Genomic DNA, 26,637 nt, shown 5'->3' with positions numbered 1-26,637 from the left:
TGAAAAATAGTATTTGATCTGACTATGTCATAATTGGGCTGCAGAGATCAATTTTTTCATGGCTGTTGGAATACCTAAATGGGTTGCTTCTTCAGGGCTTAACCATAGACCCTCGAGTTCAATAGATAAATGTTCAATTTGGTCAATGTCGACTTCTATGCAAAAGGCTTCAAGTTGCCAAGTAAAGTGGGTAAAACTATGCTGAATTGGTATCGCATAAATCGCTTTTTTTAAACTTAATCGTTGGCAAATTTGTTCAAATTCATGATCATTTTCAATCACTGGCAAACACCATAACCCGCCCCATAAGCCTGTATTTGGACGTTGTTGCCATAACCATTGAATTTGATCTTGTTTATTTCTTACTTGAAGAAGGAGTACTTTTGCAAATTTAACAGGAACGGCCTTTTTAGGTTTTTTAAATGGTAATTCAGTTTCTAAGCCTTGTTGATGTGCTTTACAATGTGGTTGCATTGGACAATATAAACATAAAGGCTTCTTTGGGGTACAAATGGTTGCCCCTAAGTCCATAATGGCTTGAGTGTAATCATGATTTCGTTCAGATGGACAAACAGAGGTTGCCAATTGCCACATTTCACGTTCATGAATTGGTTTAGATAAATCATTTTCAATTGCAAAAAAGCGAGAAAGTACTCGTTTTACATTTCCATCCATGATTACGCCGTATTGACGTAAACCTAAAGACATTAAGGCGCCTGCTGTAGAATGACCAATGCCAGGAAGTTCCATCCACGCTTCTAGGGTTTGAGGAAAAGTACCTTTTTGAGCCACAATGCTTGCTGCTTTATGTAGGTTGCGAGCGCGGGCATAGTAACCTAAACCAGCCCAGTAGGGAGCAACATCATCCCAAACAGCAGTCCCAAGATCTTGTACGGTCGGAAACCGTGTCATAAATCGATCAAAATAGTTAAGTACAGTTTTGACTTGAGTTTGTTGTAACATAATTTCTGATACCCAGACTTTATAGGGATCATCTGCAATTTGCCATGGAAGGTCATGTCGACCATGTAGATCAAACCAAGAAAGTAATGCTTGAGAAAAAGAAAAAGTCTGCATTATGTACGCTAGAAACAAAACTGCACATAGTATAACTTAAATTTAAAGATTGAATTTTGAAGACACAAAAAATGGTGCTTTAGCACCATTTTTTAGATAAGTATAAATTTACTCAATGCCCCAACGTGCATCTAACTTCAGCACTTGTCCGTCATATCGCGGAATAATATGAATATGAAAATGATCTGAAGGCTGACCAAAAACAGTACCATCATTGAATCCAATATGAAAACCAGAAGGTTGATGGCGTAACTTAAGTTCATTACGTGCTAAATCAAGTAAGTTGGTCATGCTTTTTCGTTCTTTATCGGTTAAATCGAAAAAAGAATCTGTATGTCGCAATGGAGTAATCACACAATGCCCTTTAGACAATGCATGAGGTTCGGGTAAAATGATACCAAAATCATTTTTATCAATGATGTCATACTCATCATGATTACAGTATGGGCAGTTTACAGTCATCCTTTATGCTCCTTTTAAAATTAAATAAACTATTAATTTTTAAACATTTATTGTGTTTTAAAATGATGATCAAGCAGTTCATACATTGCAGCTAAGCCTTGCTTTTCTGCTTCAGCGTTATAGCCTAAATCGACATTATTTGCTTTTGCTCTTTCATCTGCTAAAGGATTGCTAAATCCATGTTTTGCGTCTTCGAAAATGATCACTGCATGCTCTACTTTTGCCGCATGCATTTCTTCACGGAAATGGGCAACATCATCTAAGCTCACCATGCTATCGAGTTCGCCATGTAAGACGAGAATTTCTGCCTGCACTTTTCCTTCTTGAGCTGGAATTTGTGATGTTAAATTGGCATGAAATGTAACGACAGCTTGTAAGGGTGCACCAGAGCGTGCTAAATCGAGAATCACTTTACCACCATAACAAAAACCAATTGCACCAAGTGTATGAGGATTAACTTCATCTTGTTGCGCTAATGTTTCTAATGCAGCAGATGCACGGTTCACGATAGTGTCTGGCTCTGCAAACGTTTGCATCATCCACTCATAGGCTTGAGCAGAAGTGGTCGTCACTTTCTTGTCGCCGTACATATCGATGGCTAAAGCAGCATAGCCATGTTCTGCAAGTTCACGTGTACGTTGTTCAGTATATTCATTGCGTCCCCACCATTCAGGTGCAACAAGAATACCTGCAACAGGGATGTGAGAGCTTGGTGCAGCAAAATAACCTATAAGCTCAGTTCCATCTTTTGCAACATATTTAACTTCACGTGTCGTAATGGCTGACGTCATGACCTATCCTTAATATGAAAGTGAATTTGACTAAAGTATAATGAAATTTTTATGGCAATTTAAAAATCAATTCCATGAAAATAAAAGTGAATAATTATTTGTATCACATTGCGATGAAAAAAAAGAAGGTAAACCCTTCTTTTTTTTATTTCAATTTATATTCAATTTTATTTACGTGTTAAAAAACCAACAATAGCGAGTATGACTGCAACAATAAATAGAATAATAGCGAGATCTTTGGAAATACCTGCAACCCCACTTAATCCTAAAAGGCTTGCAAAGAGTGCAATCACAGCAAAAATAATAGCCCAACGAAACATGGTATTCTCCCTATATTTAGTTGTGTCTGATCATTTAAAATATACATAGAATCTAAGCTAAACGTGTGATTATTTGTTTTAAAAATGTACATATTTAACGATAATTATTTGATATAAATAAAATTTATATAAATATATTAAGCTTGCTATAATAAAGGAATATAAATGAAATACAGCAGATTATGACCGCGCAGATACGATCTCAGTTTTGGAAAAAATATCAATTAACAGAATTAAATGCCGCAGAATGGGAAGCATTATGTGATGGATGTGGATTATGTTGTTTAATCAAGTTAGAAGATGATGAAACCAATGAAATTGCCTATACCAAAGTTGCATGTAAACTCTTAGATTGTACTACTGCACAATGTTCAGACTATTCAAATCGGAAAGAAAAAGTACCTGATTGTCTGCAATTAACACCAGAAATTATTACAAAAATTCAATGGTTACCTTCAAGCTGTGCCTATAGACGATTGTATGAAGGAAAAAAATTACCCACATGGCATCATTTAAATACAGGCTCTCGCTTAAGTGTAAAAGAGGCAAGGAAGTCGGCAGGTGGACGTTGTATTTCTGAAAAAGACATTTGTGAAGAAGATATTGAAGATTATATCGTACGTTGGATTCGTTAAACTTTTTCAAGCTGTTCTAAAAATTCAAGTTCAGAAATCACTTTAAAACCATGTTGTTGCAATAAAGCTGTTGTGACACCCATTGCAACAATTTTTTGCCCTGTAAATGAACCATCATAAATAAAATGTGAGCCGCATGATGGGCTATTTTCTTTTAATACAACAATATCGATCGCATGCAATTGTGCTAATGCCAATGTTTTAAAGGCACCTTGAATGAAGGCATTTGAAACATCATTGCCTGCATGATCAACAACCTGAGCAACACCTTTTAGTACATCAGCTGCGCTACCTCCAATAATTTCAGCAGGAGCACGAGGGGTTGGTAGTCCACCTAATGTTTCGGGACAAGCTAGGATGATATTGGGGTTTTCTAACAATTTGAGAATTTTTTCAAATTTGTAACCTTGTCCATCATAGCGAACGGGTTGATTGGCTAAACAAGCACTAATTAAATATTTCATATGGGTATTGTACGCTATAAATAAAACGTTATAGGGAAATATACCATTTTGCACTAACATAGTAGACTCATTGAAAGCACAGCACAGTAATAACAAGATGTCAGATAGCAATATTCCACTTCCTGAACGCCTTCGTCCTCGAGATTTGTCCGAAATTATCGGACAAGATCATTTATTGGGAGAAGGAGCACCTTTACGTCAGATGATTGATCAAGGGCATTTGCCGTCCATTATTTTTTGGGGACCGCCTGGCGTTGGTAAAACCACAATTGCATTACTTTTAGCGCAGGCGGTAGATCGTCCATTTATTAGTTTATCTGCGCTTAATACGGGGGTAAAAGAATTAAGAGAAATTATTACAGATAGTGGGGATTTACTGACACCCGTAGTGTTTATTGATGAAATACATCGATTTAATAAATCGCAACAAGATGCATTATTACATGCAGTTGAAAAAGGTAAGATTACATTAGTAGGTGCAACGACTGAAAATCCATCTTTTGAGGTTAATAGTGCCTTATTATCACGTTGTCAGGTCTATACATTAAATGCATTAAGTGAAGAGGCCATTCAAATATTATTACAAAATGCGATAAAAAATGATGCTTTTTTAAAAGAACGTTATATTCAAATTGAAGACTATGATGCTTTAATTCAATTTTCAGCAGGTGATGCAAGAAAGGCCTTAAATTTACTAGATTTAATTGCGAGTACTTTTGAGTCTGATGTTGAAAATATCATTACAAATGCCAAAGTTGTGAAAGTAGCACAACAAAGTATTGCGCGATACGATAAGTCTGGAGAACAGCACTATGACTTAGTTTCAGCCTTTATTAAATCAATTCGTGGTAGTGATCCAGATGCTGCATTATATTGGATGGCACGAATGTTAAAGGGTGGAGAAGACCCACTATTTATTGCACGTCGAATGTTAATTGCAGCATCAGAAGATATTGGAAATTCAAACCCAAATGCTCTGCTACTTGCTGGCGAATGCTTTCGGTCAGTGCAAGTGATTGGTATGCCTGAAGCACGTATTTTATTAGGTCAATGTGCAGTTTATTTGGCAACAAGTGCAAAAAGTAACAGTACTTATTTAGCGATAAATAAAGCCATGGATTTGGCTGAAAAAACAGCAAATTTACCTGTTCCATTACATTTAAGAAATGCACCGACCAAACTAATGAAAGAGCAAGGTTATGGAGTAGATTATTTATATCCTCATAATTATCCAGAGCATTTCATTACTCAAGAATATTTACCACCAGAGTTAAAAGATACAAAATTATATGAAGCTGCAAGGAATAAGCGTGAAGTTGAAAGTGAGCGTTTACAACAACGCCGTTGGATGCAAGAGCAATTAAAATGAATAAAAAAAGCCCAATTCTAGATGAATTGGGCTATAAAACGGAATATAGGTTGAAAATGATATTTAATGCTAAGATCATTTAATATGCGTATATAATAACCAAAAAAAAATGATTTGAAAAGAGTTTATTTGCATAATATTTATTTAATTTTTCAGATAATACATAACATATATTTATAAATAACTATTTGCTTTATGAAATGTAAGAGATTTAGAAATTACTGTAAAATTTCATAAAAAAAAGCCCAATTCAGGGGAGAATTGGGCTATAAAAGAGGATGTTCTTTGGGAGATCACATCCTAGAGGGTAACTGTTCAATAAAAGGGTGATTCAGATTATCTGTTGTATGTATTATTCATCAAAAGACTTTGTTATGAAAGTGAATATTGATATCTAAATTATTAAAAATTTCGATTGATTAATGCAATATTTGTTATTCTTTCTAAATAAAGTTTCTACAATATTAATCACATTAAGAGATAACAATATAAAGATAAATCAATGAAATATTTTTCATCTGGCTTTAATTTGATTATTTATTTGCTTTTTATCGAATATTTTTATCATTTTTTAATTTAAAATGTGTTTTATTTCGCAAAATATTACTGTCTTGAAATTGGGTTAATTAAAGGTAACGTGAATTTTAATACGAAAAGACGTACGGTTTTATTATTAAATTGATAACTTATTATAATCTTTAATTAATTATTTTTATTTGTATAATTATTAATCAAATATTTTTTAATTGCACTCAAATGAAACGCCCAAATGAAGAAAAAAATTAGATTAAGCAATAAAAAACACATGATTGAAAATTTCAATAGAGCGATATTATCGATATGTCTATTGCAAAATAAAAACCGAACATCAATATGTTCGGTTCTTTTAAAATTTCTACGAATTTATATATCGCTTAAATCGATACCAATTCGAGCAGCAACTTCTTCATATGCTTCGACAACGCCACCTAAGCCTTGACGGAAACGATCCTTATCAAGTTTTTTCTTAGTGTCTTTATCCCACAGACGGCAACCATCTGGAGAGAATTCATCACCTAAAACAATACGATCGTGGAAAACACCAAATTCAAGTTTAAAGTCAACAAGTAACATGTTGCCGTCTTCAAATAAAGCTTTTAGAACATCATTGACTTTATAAGTTAACTCTTTCATTTGTGCAAGCTGTTCAGCCGTTGCCCAATCTAAAGCAATCGCTTGTGACTCATTAATCATTGGGTCGCCAAGAGCATCATCTTTAAAGAAAAGTTCAAATGTAGGCGGAACAAGTTCTTTGCCTTCTTCAACACCAAGACGGCGACATAAAGAACCGGCTGCATAATTACGAATGACACATTCAACTGGAATCATTTTTAACTTTTTCACCAAAACTTCGTTTGGTGTTAAAAGTTTTTCAAAATGAGTTTCAATGCCTGCTGCTGCAAGCTTTTCCATAATGAAGGCGTTAAAACGGTTGTTCACCTTACCTTTGCGATCGAGTTGTGCGATTTTCTCACCATTAAATGCTGATGCATCATCACGGAAGACTAAAATCAAGTGATCTGCACTATCAGTTTCGTATACAGATTTCGCTTTACCAGTATAGAGCAAGGTTTGTTTTAACATGGAGGAACCTTCTTCAAAAAAAATGCCTAGTACGACTAGGCTGGCCAATTTTGGTAAATTTGGGCTAACAGATCAGCAGCAGCTTGTTGCTCGGCTACACTATGATCAACATTAAACACCATTAACATATTGCTTGAGTTAATTGGCATTAATTTTACGATATAACTATGACCATCAGCCTTAACCGTTACCTCATACTGGTTTTTACTTTGTCCAGTAATAGGGTAGTTCAGGCTACTTAGCGCAGAAAGTGTATATTGCCAGATGGTTGCTGAGTTTCCATCAACTTTAAGTAGTGGATTTAAATTTTCATCTGACAAAGGTTGCGGACGCGCAATTTTACTTGTTTCTGTGCTTACTTGAGGTGCTTTAGCCGTAGAGAGTGAAGAAGGGCGAGGGGCTGAAAAACGATTCCCCTTTTGATTCTCAACCTTCGGTGCATTTTCTAATGCTAGCGGATCTATTATTGGAGCGGGATACAATGGCGTTGCTGGTCGAACCACTGAACCTTCAGGATATTTTAGAGGTTCTACAGTTGTCGTTTTTTTATAGTCTAAAGAGCCATTACCAATGCTCAATGAACTACAACCAACAAAACTTAATGCTGAAAGTGCAGCGATGAAACCAAAACGTAATTGCATAAGACGAGCTCTTTTTTATTTGATAGCATCCAGTACATGAAGTGCTTCACGTAATGGAGTGCGATATTGTTCTGCAAGTGGAGTAAGCGGTAAACGAATACCTGTCCCAATAAGACCCATTTCATGAAGTGCCCATTTCACAGGAATTGGGTTTGATTCACAAAATAGAATGTCATGTAAATCTGCAACTTGATTATTCAGTTGTTCAGCTTGTGTATGATCACCAGATAAAGCAACAGCACAAATTTCACTCATTTGCTTTGGAATAACATTTGCTGTAACAGAAATATTTCCTTGCGCACCATGAGCCATAAGTTGATAAGCGGTAACATCATCGCCAGAGTAAACGGTCAGTGATTTACCTTGTAATGCTTGAATAAGTGCTTGACCACGTGGTATATCACCAGTTGCATCTTTAAGTCCAACGATATTTGGAATATCTGCAAGACGAATTACAGTTTCATTTTGCAAATCAACACCAGTACGACCTGGAACGTTATATAAAATGATTGGCAAGTCTACAGCTTCAGCAATAACTTTATAATGTTGATATAAACCTTCTTGTGTTGGTTTGTTGTAATAAGGTGTGACTAATAATGCTGCATCTGCACCTAATGCTTTTGCTTCTTTTGTAAGTTCTATAGCTTCGTGTGTTGAGTTTGCACCAGTTCCAGCAATAATCGGAATGCGTTTGTTTGCTACACGAATGATTTCTTTAATCACCTGTGCATGTTCAGCCATGCTTAAAGTTGAAGCTTCACCAGTTGTTCCAACTGCAACAATACTGTTAGTGCCTTGTTCTATGTGCCACTCAACGAGCTTTTCTAGACCCTTCCAATCTACACTGCCATTTTCTAACATTGGGGTGACGATTGCGACGATAGAGCCTCGAATGATCTGTGCTTGCTGAGTCATTTTTTAAAAATATCCTATTTTTCCATCCACGTGAATAAAAGTAGACAAACAGAAATTGTGGATGGTTGCAGTATTTTGATTGAATAAAATTCAATAAGCAATTATTGAATAATGCTTATGCAAATTATGACTGATTCAGCCTTTTAGAACAATATGTTTTAATCAAAGCAATAACAAACTTTATAAATTTATTTATATGAATATAAAATTGTATTTCAAATTCTGATGTATTTTGAATAAATCGTATAATATTTGATAGGGATAACATAGATGTACAATAATGCGGCTTTAATTGTTGTTGATGTTCAAAATGGCTTTACGCCTGGGGGAAATTTAGCAGTTGCGCATGCTGATGAAATTATTCCAAATATCAATCAACTAGCAAACTATTTTAATAATATTGTATTAACACAAGATTGGCATCCAGACGACCATATTTCTTTTGCAGAAAATCACGCGCATAAAAAACCTTTTGAAACTATTAATGTGGAATATGGTACGCAAGTGCTATGGCCCAAGCATTGTGTTCAGGGAACAAAAGATGCTGCGTTTCATCCTGCACTCCAACTATCTACAGCTCAACTGATTATTCGTAAAGGGTTTAACAAAAATATTGACAGTTATTCCGCTTTTAGAGAAGCGGATCATCAAACATCAACTGGCTTAGCAGGGTATTTAAAAGAACGACATATTGATACTGTTTTTATTGTTGGAATTGCTACAGATTTTTGTGTTGCATGGACGGCAATAGATGCCTGTGAGTTTGGGTTTAAAACATTTGTCATTGCTGATGCAACTCGTGCAATTGATTTAAATGGTTCTTTACAACACGCATGGCAGAATATGTTGGTGAAAGGTGTAAAACGTCTATATATGAAAGATTTAGCATAATTATAGTCACTACATACCTACATAGAAGCGCTGAATTGGTTAATGCTTTCCATTTTGTATGGATCAAGTTAAAGATTTAGAACAAGTTGAAATTATTTACGGGAGTCAGTAAATGTCATTTCTTACCCAATTTACGCAATTCATTCAAAAGACATTTGTATTTTGGGTCATTTTATTTTCAGGATTGGCTTTATATCATCCAGAAGCATTCATTTGGTTAAAAACATATATCACATGGATGCTAGGCATTATTATGTTTGGGATGGGAATGACCATGACATTAAATGATTTCAAAAGTGTTTTATATCATCCCAAAGCAGTTGCAATTGGCGTCTTTGCACAGTTTATTGTAATGCCAGGATTGGCATTTATTTTATGTAAAGTTTTTAGTTTACCAACTGAAATTGCCGTTGGTGTGATTTTGGTTGGCTGTTGCCCAGGCGGAACAGCTTCAAACGTCATTACCTATATGGCAAAAGGTAATACGGCCTTGTCCGTTGCTTGTACATCTATTTCAACCATTTTGGCGCCAATACTGACACCTGCAATTTTTTATCTACTTGCCAGTCAGTGGCTTGCAATCGATGCTTTTGCGATGTTGGCATCTATTCTACAAGTAGTATTATTTCCGATTGCTTTAGGGCTTATTTTTAGAGCAATTTTAAAGAAAAAAGTAAATCATTATATTCAGGTTATGCCTGTGATTTCTGTTGTTGCTATTGTATTTATTGTTGCGGCGATTATTGCGGGAAGTAAAGCACAAATTCTTGAATCTGGTTTGCTCATTTTAGGTGTCGTAATTTTACATAATGGTTTGGGACTGTTGTTCGGCTATTGGGCTGGGCGATTCTTTCATTTATCAGAACCTGATTGTAAGGCAATTTCAATTGAAGTGGGGATGCAAAATTCAGGTCTTGGGGTTGCATTAGCAGCCGTTCATTTTGCGCTATCACCTATTACCGCAGTTCCAAGTGCAATATTTAGTCTATGGCATAATATTTCTGGTGCAACTTTAGCGAGTTATTGGGCTGCAAAGGCAGATCGATCAAAATAATAAAAGCCTGCATTTGCAGGCTTTTATTATTCACTTTTTTTAAGAGGCTTTAGATTGTTTCGCTTTTAAAATTTCTGTACGAATATTTTGAGCCAACTCGGCATATTCACTATCCATTCCATTAATCATAAAAGCATGACGAGTGAGTACATTGGTTGGAGACGGTAAACTCATCAACTCATAATGATTAGACAATGTTTTTAATAATTCGTTTGATAAGTGAACAGCACTTTCTTTTGCTGAGAGCTGAGTTGCTAAACGTACCGCTGCCTGTGCCGCTGAGAGTTGCATAGATTCCACACTACTTGAAACCGCGCTTCGTGTTTGTAAAACAAAGCGTTTATCTTCACGATAACGTTTGTAGAGCACTTCAGAAAGGAGTTGAAATACAGTACTAATCATCGTTAAGCATTTAGCTGCATCAGGCTTATCGGCAGGAATTGAAATGATTGCACCATCAGTAGAAAAGGCTTGAATGGTCTTAAGATCTGAGCAATTCAATTTATAATGTTGAACACAGCGTTCAATACTTTTATTTAAGAAAATTTGGCAAAGATTAAAATAAGGAATAGATACAGAGGGAGTTACAGTTTCTAAAAGCTGTTTCGGATCATAGAACTGAATATTCAGTGCGAGATGATGATCGTTTTGATATTCAGATGATAGATCTTTGGTGACTTTTAATGTTGGAGGTGTATTGTGTTGAACTTGTGCGATTGCAACGGCTGTATTGTGTTTTTCTTGCTCTAGTGCCTGAGTAAGTGTTTGTAATTCATGTTTAAGACGTGCTTCGTTATTAATACGTGCTAAATATTCTGTCCGACTTGGACGAGCAATAGCGCGGTAAGCTAACCAAAGTAGAACATGAATGATGAATGAAGCCAATATTGCCAACCATTGAGTACGTAAAATTTCACCAATACTTGGCTTAATTAACGTAATTTCTATTGCACCAATTTTCTTTTCATTCAGTAAAGCATCACGAACGAATATCTCACCTGGGCGTGTTTTTGACATTCCACCAGTTGCAAGCACTTGATTATTTGCATTCAAAATTCGAATTGAGGCAATATTTGGATTTGTCGCATAACGATCCACCAGTAATGCAAGCGATACTGTATTTGCAGGTTCAAGTTCAGAAAGACTATCGGTAACCAATTGACTCGTAACCAATTGTCCCTGATTGGCACGGTTTTCATTTAACTGATGAGTTGTTGCAAGAACCAAAATAAAGGTTTGCAAAATAAAACTAACAATTAATAGGCTAGCAAATAGCCCTTGTCTAGGCGCATTCAACGTAAACTTCCAAAGTAATTTTACTGAATTTCGATTATGATTCTTACAATAGTTGTAGCTCAGACCAGAGTCAATTCATGCGAGAAATCATTCTTATATCATTTTTAGGACCCGACCAACCTAATCAATTCACCCGATTAATGCAGGTTTTGTCCGCTCAATCCTTACAAATCCTCGATGTAGGTCAAGCTGTGATACATAATCAGCTGACCTTAGGTATTGTTGTATCATCTGATGATCAGACTGCAACAGCCCTAGCCATGAAGGATATTTTGATTTTAGCACATGAAATTGGCTTAACAGTGCGTTTTAAACCAATATCTACATCAGATTATGCACAATGGGTCAATGAAGGTGGTAGAACTCGTTATATTGTGACTGCTTTAGCTCCAGAATTAGAGGCTGAACATTTACAAGCTGTCACAAAAATTGTGTCTAGCCAAGGCTTTAATATAGAAACAGTAACACGATTATCTGGACGCCCATCATTAGATGAGTCATCAACGAAACCAAAACGTGCTTGTATACAGTTTGGTTTAAGTGGGCAAATGTTGGATGCAGCAGCAATGCGTGCAGCATGTTTGAGCTTATCAAGTGAATTAAATGTAGATGTTGCTGTTCAGGAAGATAATATCTATCGTCGTAATCGACGTTTAGTTTGTTTTGATATGGACTCAACCCTTATAGAGCAAGAAGTCATTGATGAATTAGCAATACAAGCTGGTGTAGGTGAACAAGTTGCTGAAATCACTGAACGCGCTATGCAAGGTGAGTTAGATTTTCAACAAAGTTTTAGAGCGCGTGTTGCCTTACTCAAAGGAATGGATGCATCTGTACTTCCTAAAATAGCGGAGCGCTTAACAGTGACCGAAGGAGCAGAATATTTAATTTCAACGTTAAAAGCTTTGGGGTATCGGACTGCAATTTTGTCTGGGGGGTTTCAGTATTTTGCCGAATATTTACAGACAAAACTTGGAATTGATGAAGTTCATGCCAATATTTTAGATGTACAAAATGGGGTAGTGACTGGTGAAGTTAAAGGTCATATTGTTGATGGCGCGCGTAAAGCATTCTTATTGAGACAAATTGCTGAAGAAATGGGCATTTCGTTAGAGCAAGCAATTGCAGTAGGTGATGGAGCAAATGACTTACCTATGCTTTCAATCGCAGGTTTAGGGGTTGCCTTTAGAGCAAAACCATTGGTTAGACAAAATGCAAATCAAGCAATTTCAAGTGTTGGCTTAGACGGTGTTCTTTATTTATTAGGGGTACATGATAAAGATCTAACACGTGCATGATGAACTTCTTGCATCAGCGATACATCGTTTTTATTAGTGTGGCTAATTAGTCACACTTTTTTTTAAAAATGTCGTAAAAACAAAGATGATGGAGATGTCACATAAGAATATAAATCAACAATAATTAGGATTGAAAATTTTTTTTTTCAGTAAAAAAATACGGTGTATTTTTTTGTAATGACACTCGAATATAGGAGTGACTTGATTTTTCATAATCTCGATCAGTAAAAAAATGTAATTACAATATAATATAGCGACAAGATATGTCGTTTAATAAAAATACAGCTCTTTTTTTCTTATAAAAACTGATCATAATGCACTGGTAAGCGTTAGACAAACCCAGTCTTATTATTTAAAAAAAGTAATAAGAGGAGTGGAATGAAAGATTAAAATTGTATTCTGTCCAGCTTAATGGAGGTTTTTATGACCACAGCGAATTTAGCAAGTATATTGGGCTTAAGCTTATTGGCCGCTGCTTTGATTGCTGTTTTCTTTTCTCCTTATCGTCGGTGGTTAAATTTTATGTTAGCGGGCATGATCTTTTGGGGATTACTTGAATCAGTTCGATATAGCGTGCAAGTGGTTCTTGAATGGCCAGTAACATATAGTTATTTATCTGCAATTTGTTTTGCAATGATATGCATGACGTTATTACTGATAAGAGAAGACCGTAAAGCAGAACGTACAGCTACAGCAAAACGACATTATATTGAACACACGCCTGTACATGAAGATGAGAGTCAACAATATTCTAGTCGCTAATAATATTTGAAAATAAAGCGTTAAAAATGTACGAGTGCGTACATTTTTTTTGCATTAAAGTAGTGAATGTCGTACAAATTTAAGCTAAAAAATTAGAATGCTGTGGTAGCATGTTCATGTTTACTTTTTAAAAATTACAATAGGCTTAACTGTCATGAATCTTTCTTCGATCCCTGTCGTGAAACTTCCATTAATTGACGTTAGTACAGATCCATTAGATCTTCTTGTTGCGGGTTTAGTGCTACGTATGAAACAACTTTCTCGTACGAATCCTAAATTTATCGAATTAGTTCATGAACGTCAGTTTCGCATTCAAATTGGAACGGATTTAGGTGTTGCTCGTCAAATTATTGTTGATCATGGACATATCAGTACTGCATCAGGAAATTCGCAACCTGCAGACTTCACTTTGCAATTTGCAGATAGTGAGCAAGGTGTAAAAACCTTGATTAAAGGTGATGCTTCTCTTTTCATGGCAGGCATGCAAGATGGTTCGATTAAAATGGAAGGTGACTTTGGTTTACTGGTTTGGTTCAATCAAGCTGCCAAATTAATTCCACCAAGATTACCGAAACCTGTGAAAGAGAAAATTGCAGTAGCACGTAAATTTATTAAAAGTAAAACAGGTCGCTAATTTTAAATAAAAAATAAAGCCCTCTATTTTTATGAGGGCTTTTCAAGATTGGTTTATTCAATTTCTAAATTAAATGTGACTGGACCATCGTTAATGAGATGTACTTTCATGTCAGCAGCAAAGATGCCTGTTTCAATATTGGGAAATAAAGATTGAGCGTAATCAACTAATTCTTCATAGAGTGCTTTTGCTTCTGATGGAGGCATTGCTGGACCAAAATCTGGACGTAAACCCTTTTGTGTTTGGGCCATCAATGTAAATTGGGAAACAATTAATACACTACCATTGGCTTGGCTGACGTTCCAGCCCATTTTCCCTTGCTCATCATCAAAGAAACGATATTTTAATATTTTATCAATCAGTTTTTTACCCTTTTCTAGATTATCATCTTTTCCAAGACCTAAAAAAACTAAAATTCCGTGTCCGATTTGACCTGTAACTTCATTATTGACAATGACTTTAGCTTCAACAACCCGTTGTAATAATGCGCGCATAGCTTACCGTTTATAATATTTTGTCGAGCATGATTGTAGCAAAACGAGAGTTAAGGGTACAAAAGTTATCAGGTTTTAAAACTGAAATTAAATATCTTTAGAATTGAAAAAAATGAAATTTGATTAGATAGAGGCAAACGGAATCTATTCAGCATATTGTTTACCATCTGTTGTTAAAATGGTAGAGAGAATGATCAAGGGTTAAAGTTTCAGGTTCAAAATTAATAGAGATAAAAAATAAACAAAATATAAGCTAAAAGTGTTAAAACGATATCAATAGCATTTTTTATTTGCATTTAAGAATTAATTTTTTATAGTGTGTTAAGGATATCTTTATGAGTAGAACATGCAATCCATAATTCAATCGTTACTCGACACGGATCTGTATAAATTTACAATGCTTCAGGTGGTATTGCATAAATTTCCGCAAACGCATAGTGTGTATCACTTTCGCTGTCGTAATCTTGAAGATACAGCTTATCCACTCGTTGATATTTTAGATGAATTGAATCAGCAACTCGATTTACTCTGTGAATTAAAATATAAAGAAGATGAATTAAAATATTTACGTAGCTTACGTTTTATAAAAAGTGATTTTGTCGACTATTTAGAACTTTTTCAACTTAAACGTCGTTTTATTAAAGCAGGTGTTGATGAACAAGGCCGTCTAGACATTTGGGTCGAAGGCCCTATGGTTCAAGCGATGATGTTTGAAATATTTGTATTAGCGATTGTGAATGAGTTATATTTTAGGCGAATACGGACAGCAGAAGTTTTAGAAGAGGGTCAGCGTCGTCTTACAGCAAAAATTAAACAAATTCAGCAGTATAAAACAGAGCAAAAAATAACAGAACCTCCACTTTTAATATCAGATTTTGGTACACGTCGTCGTTATAGTTTTGAATGGCAAAAACATGTGGTTCAATCTTTTCATTTAGCTGTACCTGAGGTATTTCGGGGAACCAGTAATGTGCTGTTGGCAAAAGAGTTGGGGATTACTCCGATTGGTACTATGGCACATGAGTTTTTGCAAGCATTTCAAGCGTTAGACGTTCGTTTAAGAAATTTCCAAAAATCTGCTTTAGAAACATGGGTACAAGAGTATCGTGGTGATTTAGGAATTGCTTTGACTGATGTCGTTGGAATGGATGCTTTTTTGCGTGATTTTGATCTGTATTTTGCCAAATTATTTGATGGATTACGTCATGACAGTGGTGATCCATATGAATGGGGAGATAAGGCATATATCCACTATAAAAAGCTAAAAATTGACAGTAAAACGAAAATGTTAACGTTTAGTGATGGTTTAAATATCGATAAAGCATGGGCATTACATCAATATTTTAAAGATCGCTTTCAAGTCAGTTTTGGTATTGGAACCAACTTGACCAATGATATGGGGCAAACTGCCTTGAATATTGTATTAAAGCTGGTTGAATGTAATGGTCAATCTGTTGCAAAAATTTCAGATAGCCCTGGAAAAACGATGACAGATAACGATACTTTCTTAGCTTATTTAAAGCAGGTATTCGAGATTACAGAATAAATTTAAAAGAAATAAATGCCAAAAACCAAATTGAATAAATTTGGTTTTTTTGAATAAACATATTTTTATATCTTATATTTTGCTAATGAATTTTTTTTAAAGCATTATTGGTAAAATATAACTGTGATAAGATTAAAAGAATTAATTTAATATATATGATAAGAAGATGACTGTTCCTACATTTAACTTCGGATTATTGATTGAAGCTGAAGCACTTGTACCCTATCTTGGGCATGAAAAATTACGTATTGTAGATTTAAGTCGCCGTTCTGTTTATGAACAACTTCATATTCCACATGCGATTCATGTACAGCCTAAATTATTGGTTCGACAAGAAGAACATACATCGGGTTTATTACCTGAAAAAGAAGATTTAGAAGCTTTGGTACGTTATTTGAATATTTCACCCGATCATCATGTTATTGCTTATGATGATGAAGGTGGTGCTTGGGCAGGACGCTTAATTTGGAATCTACATTGCTTAGGCTTCAAAAATACCAGTTTGTTAAATGGGGGGATTCATGCGTGGTTAGGTGAAAATTTACCGACATCATCAGAGACTGAAAAAGTTCAACCAATTGAAAATTTATTACCTATTCAATTAGATTCGACTTATAGAATTGAATATGACAGTCTGTTAGAAAAAGTAAATCTTCAACAAGTACAATTATGGGATTGCCGAACAGCGGATGAGTATAAAGGGCAACGTTTAGCTGCAAGAAAAGGTGGACATATACCGGGTGCATTACATTTTGAATGGAGTACTGCCCTTAATCGTCAAAATCATTTAAAATTGCACTCTTTAGAACGTATTCAGCAGCGTTTGGAACAACTTGGCTTCAATTTAGACCAGCCTGTTGTGGTGTATTGTCAGTCACATCATCGATCAGGTTTAGCTTATATTATTGGACGCCTTTTAGGTTGGAACATTCAAGCGTATGATGGTGCGTGGAGTGAATGGGGCAATCGCCTCGATAGTCCTATCATTACAGGGGAGTCACCATCTTGAGTTTTGCATCACATTTAAAAAAACAGATTTTCATTCAGGCACAAAATGTTGTACCACAACATCAATTATCACGTGTTGTTGGAAAGTTGGCTGCAAGTGAAAATCCTTTAATAAAAAATGTGGTTATTTCTGCGTTTAAAGCACAATATGGCATTGATATGTCCATTGCTGAACAGACGAATGCATTAAAATTTAAATCTTTTAACGATTTCTTTACGCGCTCATTAAAAAATGGGGTTCGTGAAATTGATGCAGATCCTCAAAGTATTATTTCACCTGCAGATGGTGCAATTTCTCAAATTGGTACTATTGAAAGTGGAGATATTTTTCAAGCAAAAGGTCAAAAATTTACAGTTGATCATTTGATCGCAGATCCTCAATTGGCTGCACCATTTAAAAATGGCCAATTTGCTACAGTGTATTTATCACCTAAAGATTATCACCGTGTACATATGCCATTTGCAGGAACATTGACCGAAACATTGTATGTACCTGGAGAGTTATTTTCAGTTAATCAAACGACTGCAGAAAATATTCCAGGACTATTTGCCCGTAATGAGCGAATGGTTTGTTTGTTTGATACGTCTGTGGGACGTATGGCTGTTGTTTTGGTTGGTGCGATGATTGTTGCTGGAATTGAGACCGTCGCAACAGGTAAAGTAAAACCGACAGGTCGTTTAGAAGTAAATCAGCATGATTTATTTTTAGAAAAAGGTGCAGAGTTAGGACGCTTTTATCTAGGATCTACAGCAATTGTTTTGTTTGAAGAAAATAAAATGCAGTGGGATGATGCTTTTAAGGCAACCACTGAAGTAGAAATGGGTAAAGCTTTAGGGCATTTAATTTAAATCATCTATAAAGCATAAAAAAAGCACCTCAGGTGCTTTTTTTATGCTTGTGTTGCAATGTCATATAAACGTTCTTTAGGAAAAACAGCTTTAAATATAGAGCCCTGATTTTCTTTAGATTCAACTTCTAAGTGGGCATTATGTTGCATGAGTACATGTTTAACGATTGCTAAACCTAATCCTGTCCCACCTGTTTGTCGACTACGTGCACTGTCTACACGATAAAAACGTTCCGTTAAGCGGGGTAAATGTTTAGGATTAATACCGATACCAGTGTCTTCAACGGTAAAGTAACCTTGATCACCGTCATCATGCCAACCAATGGTGACGGTTCCACCTTTGGGAGTGTATTTAATTGCATTGGTAATCAAGTTGCTAAATGCACTTGCAAGCTCCATATCTGAACCAATTAAATCGCAATGGCTATCAATATCTAAGTTTAATGTATGGCCGTAATCTATATTGTAGGCTTGCGCATCATCAAAGAGTTGATTCATTAAACTAGGCATATCAATAATTTGATTTTTAGCGATACTTTTTTCATTTTCTAAACGTGATAATAGAAGTAAATCATTGACTAATGCATTCATTCGACGTGTTTGAGATTGCATTTGATCGAATGCACGTTTCCAGCGAGGATTAATATCTTCTTGATCTGTGAATGTTTCAATATATCCGCTGAGTACAGTTAAGGGAGTACGTAATTCATGTGAAATATTATCAACAAAATCTTTACGCATTTGTTCAAGGTTATGCATACGGGTAACATCATGCGCGACTAATAAACGACTTTCACTACCAAAACGAGTCATTTTCACTTGTACATAATGTTCATCTTGCATCGATGATTTAATTTTTAAGCCATCTGGATATTGATCGATATGATTAAAATATTCAATAAATGTGGGTTGGCGCAAAATAGTTAAAATATTTCGACCACGATCTAAGGATTGAATACCTAATAAGCGTTCCGCTGCAACATTCCACCATTCTATTTGATGATTATCATCAATTAAAACAACAGCTTCATCTAAGGCAATCAGAGATGATTGTGCACGATCGATGAGTCCGACCATTTCAGCTTGTACAATACGTTCTTGGCGCTGTGCACGATAAACATTAAATAATAATGCTCCCCAAATTCCATTTAAATTAGGTGGAACATCATAAGGGCGATGAGAAATCCAATCATTGACTAAATACAATGATCGAAGTTGTAAGGCAAAAAAAGCCCCAAAAGCGGCTAAGAGACAAATGCCAAGATAACCAACTCCAAATCCAACTAATCCTGCAATGACAATAAAGAGTGCAAGGAGCCTAAGATCTTGTTTGGCAAACGCCCATAAACTACTGTATCGAGTCTTTTTATGGTCGCGTGCAAGATCTGGAATTGGGTAGGGCTCATACATAACAACACATTTAACCTAATGCAACATCTGCTCGAGTAGAAAAACGATATCCTGTACCACGGACAGTTTGTACATAACGATCGGCACCAAAAGGTTCTAAAACTTTACGTAGGCGTCGAATATGGACATCAATTGTACGATCTTCAATATACACATTACCACCCCAAACTTGGTCTAATAATTGTGCACGTGTGTAAGCACGTTCAGGATGTGTCATGAAGAAGGCAAGTAAGCGATATTCTGTTGGACCCATTTCTAGAATACTTTGACCAAAACTTACGCGTTGGCTAACTGGATCTAGAATTAAACCATTTGCATCAATGGTTTTCTCGCCATTAAGTGCATTTGAGCGTCTGAGCACAGCTTTAATTCTTGAGACTAACTCACGTGTAGAAAAAGGTTTCGTCATGTAATCATCTGCACCAGCATCTAGACCTTGAACTTTATGATCTTCTTCGCCACGTGCAGTTAACATAATCACTGGAATTTCGGAAAAACTTTCATCTCGTTTGAGTCGGCGACATAAGTCTACACCGCTAATACCGCCAGGCATCATCCAATCTAAAAGAATCAATGACGGACGCTGATCAACGATCATTTGATGCGCTTGTCTAGCATCTTCTGCTTGTAAACAATGAAATCCTGCCATATCTAAAGAGGTATGGATCATTTCTCGAATTGGAAGTTCGTCATCGACGATTAATATATAGTCATCTTTCACAAAGCAATACCCTATATTGTTAACGGTGAGCCGTTTTCTATTTATGACAGGCTTATTACAAAGACTAATTATGACAATATCATTGCAAAAGGTACAGGAATTGATTTTTTTAAATAAATATATGGCAAATTTTACACCAATATCGTGTTATAAATAAATCTTTTATTATTTTATGTGAATTTTTTAACATATTGCAATTTGGCTTATATTTTTTTGATTTCTGTTTTTTAATTCATTTCATGCGCAACATAATAAAAAAGAAGATAAAAAGTTCCTTAAATTTTTTGATTTATATTCGAAATAATTAATATTTTAATCACATAATTTATGAAATTAATTTTGAAATGTTTATAGAGATAAAATGATCCATTTTATGCTGATCGAATGAGTCACTAAAGGACAATAAACTGCACGGTAAAATAGAATATGATGAATCTCAAGGCGAATAATACTTTTAATAACTGGATGATAATGAATGAAAAATTTTAAAGATAAGGTGGCTACAATATCGGGAGCAGGTTCAGGGATAGGACAACAGTTAGCAATTCTTTTAGCTCAACAGGGTTGTCATTTATCATTGGCAGACGTCAATGAGCAAGGTTTGGCTGAAACACTTGAACGCATGAAAGCCTCTGGTGTGAATGTGACGATTCAAAAAGTAAATGTAGCCAAATTAGAAGAGGTCAGACATTGGGCTGAGCAAACCGTACATGATCATGGGGGGGTGAATATGATTTTTAATAATGCGGGTGTTGCTTTGGCTTCGACAGTAGAAGGTGAAAGTTATGAAGAATTGGAATGGATAGTAAATATTAATTTCTGGGGTGTAGTTTATGGCACAAAAGAATTTTTACCATTAATTAAATTAACGGGTGATGGTCATATTATTAATATATCAAGCTTATTTGGTTTAATGGCTCAGCCAACACAATCTGCGTATAACGCAACAAAATTTGCAGTACGCGGCTTTACTGAATCTTTACGACAAGAATTAGATCTAGAAAACAGTGGAGTAAGTGCGTTAAGTGTTCATCCTGGAGGTATCCGAACTAATATTGCGAATTCTGCACGGTCAAATAGTAGCTTAAAAACATTAGGAGTAGATCCAGAAAGAGCAACAAGATCATTTAATAAATTATTGAGATGCCCACCAGAGGATGCTGCTCGTCAAATTTTAGAAGCAGTACAAAAAAATAAACGACGTTTATTAATTGGAAATGATGCTAAAGCACTTGATTTGATCCAACGTATTTTGCCGACACACTATCAAAAAGTGATTGAATTGGCGACAACTATTAGAAAAAAGAAAGGTACTGGGCAGAAAAAAATTAATTAATATTTGTAAATAGTTTCCTCTAACTTTATCTTTTTAAAAGTGGAGCTAGGGGGGAATATTATAAAAAATAAGAATTAATAATCAGTGGATCTGTAAAGTTTTTAGTTAAAAAATTTCATTCATAAATCAAAAACAGCCGACCTTTTGCTTGTTATTTATACCGTAGAATTGTAAGTATTCACGTATAACCTACGGATGAAATACATTGATTTAAAGAAGCTTTCTGAAGCACAGTTTTAATGGTTCAGTTTCTGTGGGTTATCAAGGGTAGTTTTGAGAAGATTTATTTAGATTGAAAGCTATTAATATTGAATGATTAATAGCTTTCAAAATAGGTATTTAAATTTACTTAATGCAGTATGAAAATTCTAAAATAGGTGAAAAGATATTATAAATTTAAACAAGCGCTTTGATGGTTTTTGTTTTCCAAACAAATTGGTAATACAAACCCTGCATTAAACACAAACTGACAAATGCTGCAGCATATCCGTACCAAATTCCTTTTAGTCCCCACCACTCACTAAAGTAATAAGCACATGGAAGCTCTATTCCAACAATTGCGACAATATTAATAATCATTGGAACAGTAACCGTACCACTTGCGCGCATAATTGATGCAAAAATTGCACTTGCGCCAAAAAAGAGAAGTGACCACAGAACGATAAATAGAAGTTGTTGTCCTAAATCTATTACATGAGAATCTGTAATAAACAAAGCCATTAAATATTTAGAGAATAAATAAGCTAAAATCACTAATGACCCTGTGAACAATATATTCATACTTAATGCGGTGCGAGTAACTTTCGCCAATAAATCCGATTTACCTGCTCCAATAGCTTGAGCAGCAAAAATTGAAGCTGCAATCGCAATAGATAATGCAGGAAATTGAATATAGTTTAATACTTGATTGACTGCACCATAAGCGGCGGTTGCATTTGCACCATGTTTATTGACTAAACCAACAATGACTAATCCAGCAAATGAAGTGGTCACCATTTGAATACCAGTCGGAACACCTAAGTGTAAAATGGCTTTAATGAGCTGGGGCTGATAACGAATACGACGAATGAGTAGCATATTGAGTTTTAAAGGATGGTCTCGCTTATTCAAATAGATGACTAAAAAAACGAGGACACTAAAAAAACCAATTGCTGTTGCAATAGCTGGTGCAATAATCCCTAATTTGGGGAATCCAAAATGTCCAGCAATTAAAACAGGTGTAATAATCATTCCCACAATAATGGTGATTGTTGACGCTAATAAAGGTGTTTTACTGTCGCCTACGCCACGTAAAATAGACGTGTAAACAATATATATAAATAATAGAGGACTACTCGCTAACATCCATTGCACAAATGAAAGGGATAGATGAAGAACACTTGGATCTGTCCCTAAAGCCACTAAAATAGGTTCAGCAAATACAACACTCAAAATGGCGATTACTGTTCCGCCAATGAGTGTTAAATATAATGTTGATCCAACAATGTCGTAAACCTTTTCAAGGTCTTGGGCACCCCAAGCTTGACCGACTAAAATGGTTGCACCTACAGATAAACCAATCACAAAAGCCATGAGGCAAAATAAAATAGGAAAGAAGACGGAAACAGCAGCAATTGCTTGAACACCGAGCATTTGTCCAACAAAAATTGTATTAATCGTACCCGATAAATTCTGTAAAATATTTGTCGCTATCAGAGGAAGAAGAAAAACGAAAAAGGTTTTCCAAAGGTTAGGTTGATTAACAAGTGGTTGCTGTTTTAACGACATTCATGATATCCAATTTATTACATTTTTATACTTTAAAGTGACCATACACTAACACAAATTAAAGCTAAAAATTGCGTGCATGATCAGCATGAAGTTTAAATTTGAATAAAACTAAAATGGAGACTTAAATTTGAGATAAAATTTTGCCTGCCTGAATTAAAGTTTCATCTTTTTTAGCAAAACAAAAACGAATCATTTTTAAGTTCGACGGTGGTTTTTGATAGAACACAGAAACAGGAATAGCAACAATACCATGCTGCTCTGCTAAATATTGACACATGTCGACATCATTGAGTTCTGGTTTAATCTGCGAATAATCTAAATTTTGGAAATAAGTACCTTGCGATGGCGTAAATAAAAATCGAGATTTCTGAATACCTTGATTAAATAAATCGCGTTTATTTTGATAAAAATTTGCCAACTCATCAATGTGTTCAGGATGCTCTTGCATAAATTGTGCAAGTGCGATTTGAATGGGTGTTACACCACAAAAATTGGCAAACTGATAGATTTGACGAAATACGGTCATTAATTCTGGTGCAGCAATACAATACCCAGTTTTCCAACCTGTGACATGAAACGTTTTTCCAAAAGAACCTACTACAAAACTACGATGACGTAATTCAGGAAATGATAATGCTGAGTAGTGTTGTTGACCATCATAGATGAGATGTTCATAGACTTCATCAGATAGGACGATGATATTTTTATCTTGAATTAAATCAATTAAATTGTACCAATCTTGTTTTGACCAACTTGAACCCGTTGGATTGTGAGGCGTATTTACAATCACCATTCGTGTTTTTTCATTAATTGCTTGCTTGACGAGATCCCAATCTACATGAAAATGAGGTACTTGAAGCGGAATGTGAATTGCTTTTGCACCGACCAGTTGAACACTTGGAGCGTAGCTATCATAACTTGGATCAAAAATAATAACTTCATCACCCGCATGAACAGTTGCTTGTATTGCACTGAAAATACCAATGGTTGCGCCTGGTGTAACCGTTATCTCTTGAAGGGGATCAAGCTGAATATGATCTCGTTTTAAAAACTGTTGTGCTAATAATGCTCTTAAATTGAATAGACCATCTCCAGAGGCATATTGATTATGACCATTCAATGTTGCTTGACTCAGTGCTTCAAGTAAAGCAGCGGGAGCAGGAAAGTCTGGAAACCCTTGAGATAGATTTAATGCATTTAATTTTTGTGCAAGTGCAGACATCACACTAAAAATAGTGACGCCTTGGGAGGGAAGTTTAGAATGAATTTCAATCATAGCGTGAATTAAAAGGCGTAAAAGTACCTTAAACATAACATGAGTTGATTATATTATTTTGTCAATATTTTAGATAAGTAAATGAAGATCAAAAGGTTATAACAATAGATCGATTATTGCACGAATAATTCCAAGTGTTAAACCAATCACTGCACCAACAACAACCCCATTGACGCGAATCATATGTAAATCACCGCCAACTTCATTTTCAATCTTATCAATCATTTCACGAGAATCCCATTCATGAATACGTTCACTAATAAAACGAATTACTTTCTCGCTGTACTGGTCTGACAATGAAATCGCAACATGGCTAAATTTATCATTCAAGAGTATTCTAACATTCTTATTTTCAATAATATTTTGCCCTACTTGTTGAATGGCAATGCGAATGTTTTGTGCTATACCTGAATCTGGTTTTTCTAAATCTTCTTTGATTGCAGTACATAAAATTGCAACGGCACCACCAATAAAGTTGAGAACTTGAGGGCTATCGAGCAGTGCATTTTTAGTCTGATTCAATTTTTTACTTGTTTCACTTTCATGATCGGTGAGCTGTGTAATCAGGTGTTGACCATAGGTTTCAATTTGAATGCGCCAAGGATGTGTAGGATCTGCAAGTATGGATTCAATTTTCTGAATAAATGAATCAATGGAGCGTTGTTGCATATCAAACCCGAACCAACTGGCACTTTTCGCTAAACCCCATACGCCTAATTCTTTGAACATTTTTTTGGTCAATTCTTGAACTTTTTGTGGATGTGCTAACATCCAGTCATGTAAGAGATCAAGTCCTCGTTGTAGCACATCTTGATGGAAATCATTGTCTAATACTGCGCGTAGCATTTCACTGCTCAGCATATTAATTTCCGTATTTTTAACCCACTGTACACTGTTACTTTGAATAAAATGACTAATTTGTTCTTGCCCAATAAACTCAAAAATTTTCGGTGTTGTTTGCTGAATCATCTTTGTAATTTGTTGACTATTCTCTGTTTGAGCCAACCAATTTCCGATGGCTAAAGATAAGTCAGTATTTTTTAAACTTTTTTCTACAATTTGTGGAGATAGAAAGTTTTCTTGTACGAAATGCCCCATAGACTCGGCTATGCGTGTTTTATTACGTGGAATAATTTCAGTATGATCACGTAAAAAGTGAGGAATTGGAATTTTACCAAAAGGATTACGGAATAATACCGTAATGGCATACCAATCTGCTAAACCACCTACGACACCTGCTTCTGCTGCAAGCATTAAAATATGGATGATCCATGAATATTCGGGCCATAATTTAACACTTAGAATGAGAGCAAACCACGCCACTATTGCAACAATTAATGCAATTGTTGCAAGTTTTTTACTCCGTTGTAGATTAGGCGAGCTTGATCTCTCTATGGTCATATGGTTGTCCAAATTTTATTTTTTAGTTGGTGTTTGAGTTGATGGCTGTAATACTTCGCCTGTTGGGCTTAGTCCATATTTTGGTCCTAAAGATTTCAAAATTAGTGCTGCATCAAATGCGTCATTTGGTGCCGTTTTTTGATTTTTAAAGCATTCAATGGTATAGGCAACTTGAGCTGGTTCTACATTTATGACTTGTGGCATATTATAAAATGGATCTGACCAGTATCCTGGGTAGCGATGGTAATAATTAGGTGGGTAATACACTGGAGCAGGATATACCACTGCCTGACGTGCTGGTTGTTGCACTGTGTTGCTTGGATCGCTCATTACTTTAAAAAATTGAAACCCATTTTGAACAGTCGTTTGAGCCGCCTTTAATAATGCAATTTCCTCAGCTGAACCATAACTGATATTTGCATTCGTTTGAAAACCAATACGAAAAATATTGCTGTTTAATGGCAGACTTGTAAACTGTCCTAATTGATTGAAAGTCAACGGCTTGGAGAGGGTTGTACATCCACTGATGATAAGACCAGTACCGATGAGTAACCCGAGGATTATTTTTTTCATTTTGTACTCCTTTGTAGGTAAA

At 35.4% G+C, this 26,637-nt stretch carries 27 protein-coding genes; 11 read left to right on the top strand and 16 right to left on the bottom strand.

Annotation, left to right across the window (positions count from 1 at the left end; all coding sequences use genetic code 11):
* Positions 1-27: 27 nt before the first annotated feature.
* The 4 genes from mutY to B9T31_RS01565 all read right to left on the bottom strand — a co-directional run bounded on the left by mutY (position 28) and on the right by B9T31_RS01565 (position 2,650).
* On the bottom strand, positions 28-1,077 hold the full coding sequence (gene mutY / locus B9T31_RS01580; RefSeq protein ID WP_086180208.1) for an A/G-specific adenine glycosylase: 1,050 nt from the start codon (positions 1,075-1,077) through the stop codon (positions 28-30).
* A gap of 108 nt (positions 1,078-1,185) precedes the next feature.
* Positions 1,186-1,539: an HIT family protein gene (locus tag B9T31_RS01575; protein ID WP_086180207.1), complete on the bottom strand. Its 354-nt coding sequence runs from the start codon at positions 1,537-1,539 to the stop codon at positions 1,186-1,188.
* Positions 1,540-1,586: 47 nt separating this feature from the next.
* A complete protein-coding gene (locus B9T31_RS01570) occupies positions 1,587-2,330 on the bottom strand; it encodes a dienelactone hydrolase family protein (RefSeq protein ID WP_086180206.1) in 744 nt (247 codons plus the stop codon).
* A 167-nt stretch (positions 2,331-2,497) separates the two neighbouring features.
* Positions 2,498-2,650 (bottom strand): DUF1328 domain-containing protein, encoded by a 153-nt coding sequence (locus B9T31_RS01565; protein ID WP_086180205.1) that lies wholly within the window; start codon positions 2,648-2,650, stop codon positions 2,498-2,500.
* A 182-nt stretch (positions 2,651-2,832) separates the two neighbouring features.
* Here B9T31_RS01565 and B9T31_RS01560 point away from each other — a divergent pair, with 182 nt between their 5' ends.
* Complete coding sequence (locus tag B9T31_RS01560) at positions 2,833-3,285, top strand: YcgN family cysteine cluster protein (RefSeq protein WP_086180204.1); 453 nt, start codon at positions 2,833-2,835, stop codon at positions 3,283-3,285.
* Here B9T31_RS01560 and B9T31_RS01555 read toward each other — a convergent pair.
* A complete protein-coding gene (locus tag B9T31_RS01555) occupies positions 3,282-3,749 on the bottom strand; it encodes a DUF523 domain-containing protein (protein WP_086180381.1) in 468 nt (155 codons plus the stop codon). The genes B9T31_RS01560 and B9T31_RS01555 overlap by 4 nt on opposite strands.
* Before the next feature lie 97 nt (positions 3,750-3,846).
* Here B9T31_RS01555 and B9T31_RS01550 point away from each other — a divergent pair, with 97 nt between their 5' ends.
* Positions 3,847-5,118, top strand: a complete 1,272-nt coding sequence (locus B9T31_RS01550; RefSeq protein WP_086180203.1) for a replication-associated recombination protein A — start codon at positions 3,847-3,849, stop codon at positions 5,116-5,118.
* Positions 5,119-6,021: 903 nt separating this feature from the next.
* Here the strand turns inward: B9T31_RS01550 and purC are convergent.
* From purC to dapA, 3 genes are read right to left on the bottom strand one after another with little or no spacing between them, the layout of a single operon-like run.
* Positions 6,022-6,741 carry a phosphoribosylaminoimidazolesuccinocarboxamide synthase gene (purC, locus tag B9T31_RS01545; protein WP_086180202.1) on the bottom strand — a complete coding sequence of 240 codons (720 nt, stop codon included), beginning with the start codon at positions 6,739-6,741 and terminating at the stop codon, positions 6,022-6,024.
* A 35-nt stretch (positions 6,742-6,776) separates the two neighbouring features.
* Positions 6,777-7,382, bottom strand: a complete 606-nt coding sequence (locus tag B9T31_RS01540; RefSeq protein WP_086180201.1) for a lipoprotein-34 precursor (NlpB) — start codon at positions 7,380-7,382, stop codon at positions 6,777-6,779.
* A gap of 15 nt (positions 7,383-7,397) precedes the next feature.
* Positions 7,398-8,297, bottom strand: a complete 900-nt coding sequence (gene dapA, locus B9T31_RS01535) for a 4-hydroxy-tetrahydrodipicolinate synthase (protein ID WP_086180200.1) — start codon at positions 8,295-8,297, stop codon at positions 7,398-7,400.
* 270 nt (positions 8,298-8,567) lie between these two features.
* Here dapA and pncA point away from each other — a divergent pair, with 270 nt between their 5' ends.
* Both pncA and B9T31_RS01525 read left to right on the top strand, forming a co-directional pair.
* The gene (gene pncA, locus B9T31_RS01530) at positions 8,568-9,188 is read left to right on the top strand and encodes a bifunctional nicotinamidase/pyrazinamidase (protein WP_086180199.1); all 621 of its coding nucleotides are present in this window, start codon (positions 8,568-8,570) and stop codon (positions 9,186-9,188) included.
* Between the two features lie 112 nt (positions 9,189-9,300).
* Entirely contained in the window at positions 9,301-10,242 is a 942-nt protein-coding gene (locus B9T31_RS01525) for a bile acid:sodium symporter family protein (RefSeq protein WP_086180198.1), read from the top strand.
* A gap of 39 nt (positions 10,243-10,281) precedes the next feature.
* Here B9T31_RS01525 and B9T31_RS01520 read toward each other — a convergent pair whose 3' ends face one another.
* A complete protein-coding gene (locus B9T31_RS01520; protein ID WP_086180197.1) occupies positions 10,282-11,538 on the bottom strand; it encodes a hypothetical protein in 1,257 nt (418 codons plus the stop codon).
* 77 nt (positions 11,539-11,615) lie between these two features.
* Between B9T31_RS01520 and serB the strand changes: the two genes are divergently transcribed.
* The 3 genes from serB to B9T31_RS01505 all read left to right on the top strand — a co-directional run bounded on the left by serB (position 11,616) and on the right by B9T31_RS01505 (position 14,232).
* Positions 11,616-12,836 (top strand): phosphoserine phosphatase SerB, encoded by a 1,221-nt coding sequence (serB, locus tag B9T31_RS01515; RefSeq protein ID WP_086180196.1) that lies wholly within the window; start codon positions 11,616-11,618, stop codon positions 12,834-12,836.
* A 423-nt stretch (positions 12,837-13,259) separates the two neighbouring features.
* Positions 13,260-13,598, top strand: a complete 339-nt coding sequence (gene aciT, locus B9T31_RS01510) for a ciprofloxacin tolerance protein AciT (protein ID WP_086180195.1) — start codon at positions 13,260-13,262, stop codon at positions 13,596-13,598.
* A gap of 154 nt (positions 13,599-13,752) precedes the next feature.
* Positions 13,753-14,232, top strand: coding sequence for an SCP-2 sterol transfer family protein (locus B9T31_RS01505; RefSeq protein WP_086180194.1), 480 nt, complete (start codon positions 13,753-13,755; stop codon positions 14,230-14,232).
* A 53-nt stretch (positions 14,233-14,285) separates the two neighbouring features.
* On the opposite strand, the gene dtd is transcribed toward B9T31_RS01505, so the two are convergent.
* A complete protein-coding gene (gene dtd / locus B9T31_RS01500; RefSeq protein ID WP_086180193.1) occupies positions 14,286-14,726 on the bottom strand; it encodes a D-aminoacyl-tRNA deacylase in 441 nt (146 codons plus the stop codon).
* Between the two features lie 346 nt (positions 14,727-15,072).
* Here dtd and pncB point away from each other — a divergent pair, with 346 nt between their 5' ends.
* The 3 genes from pncB (at position 15,073) to asd (ending at position 18,129) form a co-directional block, all read left to right on the top strand.
* Positions 15,073-16,272, top strand: coding sequence for a nicotinate phosphoribosyltransferase (gene pncB, locus B9T31_RS01495; protein WP_086180192.1), 1,200 nt, complete (start codon positions 15,073-15,075; stop codon positions 16,270-16,272).
* Positions 16,273-16,438: 166 nt separating this feature from the next.
* Positions 16,439-17,281: a sulfurtransferase gene (locus B9T31_RS01490; protein WP_086180191.1), complete on the top strand. Its 843-nt coding sequence runs from the start codon at positions 16,439-16,441 to the stop codon at positions 17,279-17,281.
* Entirely contained in the window at positions 17,278-18,129 is an 852-nt protein-coding gene (asd, locus tag B9T31_RS01485; RefSeq protein ID WP_086180190.1) for an archaetidylserine decarboxylase, read from the top strand. Before B9T31_RS01490 ends, asd begins: the two co-directional genes overlap by 4 nt.
* Positions 18,130-18,170: 41 nt before the next feature.
* On the opposite strand, the gene phoR is transcribed toward asd, so the two are convergent.
* Both phoR and phoB read right to left on the bottom strand, forming a co-directional pair.
* Positions 18,171-19,538, bottom strand: coding sequence for a phosphate regulon sensor histidine kinase PhoR (gene phoR / locus B9T31_RS01480; RefSeq protein ID WP_086180189.1), 1,368 nt, complete (start codon positions 19,536-19,538; stop codon positions 18,171-18,173).
* Between the two features lie 10 nt (positions 19,539-19,548).
* Complete coding sequence (gene phoB, locus B9T31_RS01475; protein ID WP_086180188.1) at positions 19,549-20,259, bottom strand: phosphate regulon transcriptional regulator PhoB; 711 nt, start codon at positions 20,257-20,259, stop codon at positions 19,549-19,551.
* A gap of 475 nt (positions 20,260-20,734) precedes the next feature.
* On the opposite strand from phoB, the gene B9T31_RS01470 reads away from it, so the two are divergent.
* Positions 20,735-21,595, top strand: a complete 861-nt coding sequence (locus B9T31_RS01470; protein ID WP_086180187.1) for an SDR family NAD(P)-dependent oxidoreductase — start codon at positions 20,735-20,737, stop codon at positions 21,593-21,595.
* Positions 21,596-21,991: 396 nt separating this feature from the next.
* On the opposite strand, the gene B9T31_RS01465 is transcribed toward B9T31_RS01470, so the two are convergent.
* The 4 genes from B9T31_RS01465 to B9T31_RS01450 all read right to left on the bottom strand — a co-directional run bounded on the left by B9T31_RS01465 (position 21,992) and on the right by B9T31_RS01450 (position 26,615).
* Positions 21,992-23,362 carry an MATE family efflux transporter gene (locus tag B9T31_RS01465; protein WP_086180186.1) on the bottom strand — a complete coding sequence of 457 codons (1,371 nt, stop codon included), beginning with the start codon at positions 23,360-23,362 and terminating at the stop codon, positions 21,992-21,994.
* A gap of 124 nt (positions 23,363-23,486) precedes the next feature.
* Complete coding sequence (locus tag B9T31_RS01460) at positions 23,487-24,641, bottom strand: methionine aminotransferase (protein WP_086180185.1); 1,155 nt, start codon at positions 24,639-24,641, stop codon at positions 23,487-23,489.
* A 96-nt stretch (positions 24,642-24,737) separates the two neighbouring features.
* On the bottom strand, positions 24,738-26,042 hold the full coding sequence (locus B9T31_RS01455) for a DUF445 domain-containing protein (protein ID WP_086180184.1): 1,305 nt from the start codon (positions 26,040-26,042) through the stop codon (positions 24,738-24,740).
* 15 nt (positions 26,043-26,057) lie between these two features.
* On the bottom strand, positions 26,058-26,615 hold the full coding sequence (locus tag B9T31_RS01450) for a CC0125/CC1285 family lipoprotein (RefSeq protein WP_086180183.1): 558 nt from the start codon (positions 26,613-26,615) through the stop codon (positions 26,058-26,060).
* Between the last annotated feature and the right edge of the window lie 22 nt (positions 26,616-26,637).

The sequence above is a fragment of the Acinetobacter sp. ANC 4558 genome (assembly GCF_002135375.1).
In the GTDB taxonomy this organism is placed as follows: Bacteria; Pseudomonadota; Gammaproteobacteria; order Pseudomonadales; family Moraxellaceae; genus Acinetobacter.
Note: the sequence above shows the minus strand (reverse complement) of the source record. Positions and strands in the feature narration are given on the sequence as shown.

Excerpts from the sequence above, each read along its gene's own strand:
- mutY (WP_086180208.1), bottom strand. The coding sequence starts at position 1,077 with ATGCAGACTTTTTCTTTTTCTCAAGCATTACTTTCTTGGTTTGATCTA.
- B9T31_RS01575 (WP_086180207.1), bottom strand. The coding sequence starts at position 1,539 with ATGACTGTAAACTGCCCATACTGTAATCATGATGAGTATGACATCATT.
- B9T31_RS01570 (WP_086180206.1), bottom strand. The coding sequence starts at position 2,330 with ATGACGTCAGCCATTACGACACGTGAAGTTAAATATGTTGCAAAAGAT.
- B9T31_RS01565 (WP_086180205.1), bottom strand. The coding sequence starts at position 2,650 with ATGTTTCGTTGGGCTATTATTTTTGCTGTGATTGCACTCTTTGCAAGC.
- B9T31_RS01560 (WP_086180204.1), top strand. The coding sequence starts at position 2,833 with ATGACCGCGCAGATACGATCTCAGTTTTGGAAAAAATATCAATTAACA.
- B9T31_RS01555 (WP_086180381.1), bottom strand. The coding sequence starts at position 3,749 with ATGAAATATTTAATTAGTGCTTGTTTAGCCAATCAACCCGTTCGCTAT.
- B9T31_RS01550 (WP_086180203.1), top strand. The coding sequence starts at position 3,847 with ATGTCAGATAGCAATATTCCACTTCCTGAACGCCTTCGTCCTCGAGAT.
- purC (WP_086180202.1), bottom strand. The coding sequence starts at position 6,741 with ATGTTAAAACAAACCTTGCTCTATACTGGTAAAGCGAAATCTGTATAC.
- B9T31_RS01540 (WP_086180201.1), bottom strand. The coding sequence starts at position 7,382 with ATGCAATTACGTTTTGGTTTCATCGCTGCACTTTCAGCATTAAGTTTT.
- dapA (WP_086180200.1), bottom strand. The coding sequence starts at position 8,297 with ATGACTCAGCAAGCACAGATCATTCGAGGCTCTATCGTCGCAATCGTC.
- pncA (WP_086180199.1), top strand. The coding sequence starts at position 8,568 with ATGTACAATAATGCGGCTTTAATTGTTGTTGATGTTCAAAATGGCTTT.
- B9T31_RS01525 (WP_086180198.1), top strand. The coding sequence starts at position 9,301 with ATGTCATTTCTTACCCAATTTACGCAATTCATTCAAAAGACATTTGTA.
- serB (WP_086180196.1), top strand. The coding sequence starts at position 11,616 with ATGCGAGAAATCATTCTTATATCATTTTTAGGACCCGACCAACCTAAT.
- aciT (WP_086180195.1), top strand. The coding sequence starts at position 13,260 with ATGACCACAGCGAATTTAGCAAGTATATTGGGCTTAAGCTTATTGGCC.
- B9T31_RS01505 (WP_086180194.1), top strand. The coding sequence starts at position 13,753 with ATGAATCTTTCTTCGATCCCTGTCGTGAAACTTCCATTAATTGACGTT.
- dtd (WP_086180193.1), bottom strand. The coding sequence starts at position 14,726 with ATGCGCGCATTATTACAACGGGTTGTTGAAGCTAAAGTCATTGTCAAT.
- pncB (WP_086180192.1), top strand. The coding sequence starts at position 15,073 with ATGCAATCCATAATTCAATCGTTACTCGACACGGATCTGTATAAATTT.
- B9T31_RS01490 (WP_086180191.1), top strand. The coding sequence starts at position 16,439 with ATGACTGTTCCTACATTTAACTTCGGATTATTGATTGAAGCTGAAGCA.
- phoR (WP_086180189.1), bottom strand. The coding sequence starts at position 19,538 with ATGTATGAGCCCTACCCAATTCCAGATCTTGCACGCGACCATAAAAAG.
- B9T31_RS01470 (WP_086180187.1), top strand. The coding sequence starts at position 20,735 with ATGAAAAATTTTAAAGATAAGGTGGCTACAATATCGGGAGCAGGTTCA.
- B9T31_RS01465 (WP_086180186.1), bottom strand. The coding sequence starts at position 23,362 with ATGTCGTTAAAACAGCAACCACTTGTTAATCAACCTAACCTTTGGAAA.
- B9T31_RS01460 (WP_086180185.1), bottom strand. The coding sequence starts at position 24,641 with ATGATTGAAATTCATTCTAAACTTCCCTCCCAAGGCGTCACTATTTTT.
- B9T31_RS01455 (WP_086180184.1), bottom strand. The coding sequence starts at position 26,042 with ATGACCATAGAGAGATCAAGCTCGCCTAATCTACAACGGAGTAAAAAA.
- B9T31_RS01450 (WP_086180183.1), bottom strand. The coding sequence starts at position 26,615 with ATGAAAAAAATAATCCTCGGGTTACTCATCGGTACTGGTCTTATCATC.